Genomic DNA, 5,758 nt, shown 5'->3' on the forward strand with positions numbered 1-5,758 from the left:
CGGCGAGATCGAAGCGCGCCTGGCCAAACACCCCGAGGTGCAGGAAACGGTGGTGATGGCCCGCGAGGACGTGCCGGGCGAAACCCGCCTGGTGGCGTACTTCACCCCGGCCACCGCTGGAGTGGTGCCGGATAGCGGAACCCTGCGCGCCTATCTGCAAGGACTGCTGCCGGACTACATGTTGCCTGCGGCCTATATGCAGCTCGACGCCTTGCCGCTGACCCCCAATGGCAAGCTCGACCGCAAGGCCCTGCCGGTGCCGGACAGCAGCGCCTACGCCTCGCGTGTCTACGAGGCCCCGGTGGGTGAGGTCGAAACCCGCTTGGCGGCGCTCTGGGTCGACTTGCTCAAGGTCGAACGAGTCGGGCGTCAGGATCACTTCTTCGAACTCGGCGGCCACTCGTTGCTGGCGGTGAGCCTGATCGAGCGGATGCGCCAGGCCAACCTGGAAGCCGATGTGCGGGTACTGTTCGGCCAGCCGACGCTGGCCGAGGTGGCCGCCTCGGTAGGTACCACACAACGGCTGGAGGTGCCGCAGACGAAGATTCCGCTGCTCAATCGCAAACGCCGTATCTGAAGCCCCGGCACGGCCCGCCCGCTTGGCAAGCGGTCGGGCCGGCGCCTCTCCGGCTCTTTTCCCCTCCTGTGCACCCCCCGGCTGGGCGAGCTTGCGGCACGCCTTGTCCCGGCTTCCCATGACAGACAGTCGCCCATGGATGCTCTAATTTTCGAGACCTGTGGGGAGCATGGCGAATGGGATGTCTCGCATGTGTCAGTGGACCGCAGCCCTTTGTAGCTGCGGACCCGATCACGCCTGCGCCCGGATTCCCGTGCTGTCTTCGAACCTCGAAGCCCCTCCGATTTTTTATCGCGCCAAACGCTGTCTCCGACACCGAGCCTTTTGGGTCGTCAACCCTCTCCGAAATGATAAACAGCAGGTTATTCGATGCACTTCAGCGAATTGATGGCAGTTCTTTCCACGCACGCGATCCGTCTTCAACAGGAAGAAGATGATCTGGTGATTCTCGGTGACGATGAGGGCCTTGACAGCGCCGTACTCGACAGTCTCGGCGTGCACAAGGCGGAACTGCTCAAGCTGGTGGCACGAAACGGCGGGGACTGGCTGAGCCCGGCCTTCCGCATTACCGCGCAAATGCTGCCGCTGGCCAACCTCGACCAGGCGGCGATCGACCGCATCGTCGAGGCGGTACCGGGCGGTGCCGGCAATGTCCAGGACATCTATCCGTTGGCGCCCCTGCAGGAAGGCATTCTCTACCATCACCTGGCCGCCGGGCAGGGCGACCCCTATGTACTGCGGGCGCTGTTCGGTGCCGATAACCGCGAGCGCCTGGACGATTTCGCCCAGGCCCTGCAAGCGGTGATCGAACGCCACGATATCCTGCGCACCGCGATGGTCTGGGAAGGTCTCGACGAACCGGTGCAGGTGGTGCTGCGCGAAGCCAACCTGGCGGTGGATGAGCTTGAACTGGTGGATGCTGACGGCGATATCGAAACCCAATTGCGCGAACGCTACGATTCCCGGCATTACCGCCTCGACCTGCGCCAGGCGCCGCTGATGCGCCTGGTCTGCGCCGAGGACCGGGCCAATGCGCGCTGGGTGGCGATCCTGCTGTTCCATCACATCGCCATCGACCATGCCGCGCTGGAGCTGGTGCAGTACGAGATGCAGGCCTACCTGCTCGGCGAAGGCCATGCCTTGCCTGAGGCGGTGCCGTATCGCAACTATGTGGCGCAGGTCCGGCTGGGTGCCGGGGCCGATGTTCATGAAGGCTTTTTCCGCGACATGCTGGCGGACGTCGATGAACCGACACTGCCGTTTGGCGTGGTCGAAATCCCGCGCGACGAGCCGCTGATCGAAGAGGTCCGCGTGCCGCTCGAGGCCGCTTTGAGCCGGCGCCTGCGGGTCCAGGCCCGGCAGTTGGGGGTCAGCGCCGCGAGCCTGCATCACCTGGCCTGGGCACGGGTGGTGGGCGCCGTTTCGGGCAAGTCGGACGTGGTCTTCGGCACCGTGCTGATGGGCCGGATGCAGGGCGGCGAGGGCGCCGACCGGGCCCTGGGGATGTTTATCAATACCTTGCCGTTGCGGGTGAAACTTGAAGGTCACGGAGTCCGTGAAGGGGTCAGGACCACCCACGCGCGCCTGACTGCCTTGCTCGGCCACGAGCACGCCTCCCTGGCCCTGGCCCAACGCTGCAGCGGCGTGGCCGCGCCGGCGCCATTGTTCAGTTCGCTGCTCAACTACCGCCACAGCGCTAGCGAGTCGCTGGCTTCGGCCGAAACCGTGCGGGCCTGGGCCGGTTTGCACAGCCTTGGCGGCGAAGAACAGAGCACCTACCCGATCACCCTGTCGGTGGACGACCTGGGCGAAGATTTCAGCCTGGCGGTCCAGGCCCTGGTGGAAATCGGTGCGCAGCGCGTCGGCGACTATATGCTGGCGGCCCTTGGCGCCCTGGTCGAGGCGCTGGAGCAACAGCCACAAACGCCCTTGCAGCATCTGGACATTCTTCCGCCGGCCGAGCGCCGGCAAGTGCTGCACGGCTTCAATGCCACGGCGCGTGACTATCCGCGGCACAGCAGCCTGCAGGCCCTGTTCGAACAGCAAGTGGTGGCGCGGCCCGATGCAGTGGCCGCCGTCCAGGATGACCGGAGCTTGACCTACCAGCAGCTCAATAGCCGGGCCAATGGCCTGGCCCGCCACCTGATCGGCCTCGGCGTACAGCCGGGCGAGCGGGTGGCGCTGCTGCTGGAGCGCTCCTTCGACCTGCTGGCCGGCCAGTTGGCGATCATCAAGTGCGGCGCCGCCTATGTGCCGCTGGATATCAATGCGCCGGCCGAACGCCAGGCATTCATGCTGCACGACAGCGCCGCGCGGCAGGTATTGACCCTGAGCGGCAGCCCGCTGCCCGAAGGTATCCAGCGGGTCGATCTGGACACCCTGGAACTGGACGCCGAGGTGCCGAACCCGGCGTCGGCCGGGTCCGCCGAGTCGGTGGCCTATATCATGTATACCTCCGGCTCCACCGGCACGCCCAAGGGGGTACTGGTGCCGCACCGGGCCGTCAGCCGCCTGGTACTCAACAACGGTTATGCCGATTTCAATGCCGGCGACCGCGTGGCCTTCGCGTCCAACCCGTCCTTCGACGCGAGCACCCTGGATGTCTGGGCGCCGCTGCTCAACGGCGGTTGCGTGGTGGTGGTGGAACAGTCAGTGTTGCTGTCCTTGGACGAATTCCGTGCCCTGTTGTTGGCACAATCGGTCAGCGTGCTGTGGATGACCGCCGGCCTGTTCCATCAATATGCCGGCGGCCTGATGGAAGCCTTTGGCCGCTTGCGCTACCTGATCGTCGGCGGCGATGTACTGGACCCGGCGGTGATCGCCCGGGTGCTGGAAGAGGGCGCCCCGCGGCATCTGCTCAACGGCTATGGTCCGACCGAAGCCACCACCTTCTCCACGACCTACGAAATTACCTCGGTGGGCAACGCTGGTATCCCCATCGGCCGACCGATCGGCAACAGCCAGGTCTATGTCCTCGATGCCTTGCGCCAACCGGTGGCCGTGGGCGTGGCCGGCGAGTTGTATATCGGCGGGCAGGGCGTGGCCAAGGGTTATCTGAACCGCCCGGAACTGACGGCCATGCAGTTCGTCGCCGACCCCTTCAACGCCGAGGCCGGGGCACTGCTGTACCGTACCGGCGACCTGGCGCGCTGGAGCGCGGACGGGCTTGTCGAGTACCTGGGGCGTAACGACGACCAGGTGAAGATTCGCGGTTTCCGTATCGAACTGGGCGAGATCGAAGCGCGGCTGGGTGCTTGCCCGGGCGTCAGGGAAGCGGTGGTGCTGGCCCGCCAGGATGAGCCCGGACATAAACGTCTGGTGGCTTACCTGGTTGCCGAGGCCGGCAGCACCTTGTCGGTGCCGGAACTGCGTCGCGAACTGGCGGCGTCCTTGGCCGAATACATGGTACCCAGTGCTTTCGTCGTTCTCGAAGCGTTCCCGCTGACCGCCAACGGCAAGCTCGATCGCCGGGCCTTGCCGACGCCGGACGCCGATGCCTATGCCAGCCGTGAGTTCCAGGCGCCCGAGGGCGAACTGGAAATCACCCTGGCGCGGCTGTGGTCCGAGTTGCTGAAAGTCGAACGGGTTGGACGTCACGACCACTTCTTCGAACTCGGTGGGCACTCGCTGCTCGCCGTGAGCCTGATCGAGCGCATGCGCCAGTTGGGCCTGAGTGCCGATGTACGCGTGCTGTTCAGCCAGCCGACCCTGGCCGCGCTGGCCGCCGCTGTCGGCGGCGGCCGTGAAGTCAGCGTGCCGGCCAACCTGATTGGCCAAGGTTGCGAACGGATCACTCCGGACCTGCTGCCGCTGGCCAACCTGACCCAGGCGCAGATCGACCAGGTGGTGGCGACGGTGCCGGGCGGTACCGCCAATGTGCAGGATATCTATCCGCTGGCACCCCTGCAGGAGGGGATTCTCTATCACCACCTGGCGGCCCGGGCCGGCGACCCCTACGTGTTGCAGGCCCAGTTCGGCTTTGACGACCGCGAGCGCCTGGAGTCCTTTGTCCTGGCCTTGCAGATGGTCATCGACCGCCATGACATCCTGCGTACCGGGGTGGTCTGGGAAGGCCTGGATTCACCCGTGCAAGTGGTCTGGCGCGAGGCGCGCCTGCATCTTGATGAGCTCGAACTCGACCCCTCCGCCGGCGATATCGGTGCGCAACTACACAGCCGGTTCGACCCGCGCCACTACCGCCTGGACGTGAGCGAGGCGCCGCTGATGCGCCTGGCCTATGCCGAAGATCCGCTCAACCAGCGGATCAGCGCGATGCTGCTGTTCCATCACATGGCCCTGGACCATATGGCGATGGAGGTGGTGCAGCACGAAATGCAGGCCTGGCTGCTCGGCGAGACCGAAGCCTTGCCGGCGCCGGTGCCGTATCGCAACTATGTGGCCCAGGCGCGCCTGGGGGTCAGCCCGGCCGATCATGAAGCGTTTTTCCGCGACATGCTCGGTGAGGTGGAGGAACCGACCCTGCCGTTCGGCTTGCAGGATGTGCAGGGCGATGGCAGCGCTATCGAGGAAGCGGTCCAGGCGCTGGACGCCGGGTTGGACCAGCGCCTGCGGGCCCAGGCCCGGCAGTTGGGGGTGAGCGTCGCCAGCCTGGTGCACCTGGCCTGGGCCCAGGTGCTGGGCAAGGTTTCCGGGCGCCGCGATGTGGTGTTCGGTACTGTGCTGATGGGCCGGATGCAGGGCGGCGAGGGGGCCGACCGGGCATTGGGGATGTTTATCAATACCTTGCCGCTGCGGGTTGCCGTCGGCGGACAGGGCGTGCGGGCCGGGGTCAAGGCGACCCATGCGCGGCTGACCGCGTTGCTCGGCCATGAACATGCGTCCCTGGCCCTGGCCCAGCGTTGCAGCGGCGTGGCCGCGCCGACGCCATTGTTCAGTGCCTTGCTCAACTACCGTCATAGTGCGGTCGGCAGTGTTTCGGAGCGGGCCGTGCAGGCCTGGCAGGGTATCCATGCCCTGAGTGGCGAGGAACGGACCAACTATCCGCTGACGCTGAACGTCGACGACCTGGGTGAGGGTTTCAACCTGACCACCCTGGTGGCGTCGTCGATTGGTGCGCAGCGGGTGTGCGCTTATATGCACACGGCGCTGGAGCAGTTGGTGGAGGCTTTGGAGCAGACGCCACAGGCGTCGTTGCAGGGCCTGTCGATCCTGCCGGCCAAC

At 66.0% G+C, this 5,758-nt stretch carries 2 protein-coding genes; both read left to right on the forward strand.

All coding sequences use genetic code 11. The features are described 5' to 3' along the window. A partial coding sequence (locus tag M5B96_RS32060) for a phosphopantetheine-binding protein (protein ID WP_248801148.1) occupies positions 1-577 on the forward strand: 577 nt, incomplete at its 5' end. Between the two features lie 369 nt (positions 578-946). Beyond that, positions 947-5,758, forward strand: a 4,812-nt coding sequence (locus tag M5B96_RS32065; protein WP_248801149.1) for a non-ribosomal peptide synthetase, incomplete at its 3' end; no start/stop codon positions are given.

It is taken from the genome of Pseudomonas sp. MWU13-2105, from assembly GCF_023242315.1.
In the GTDB taxonomy this organism is placed as follows: Bacteria; Pseudomonadota; Gammaproteobacteria; order Pseudomonadales; family Pseudomonadaceae; genus Aquipseudomonas.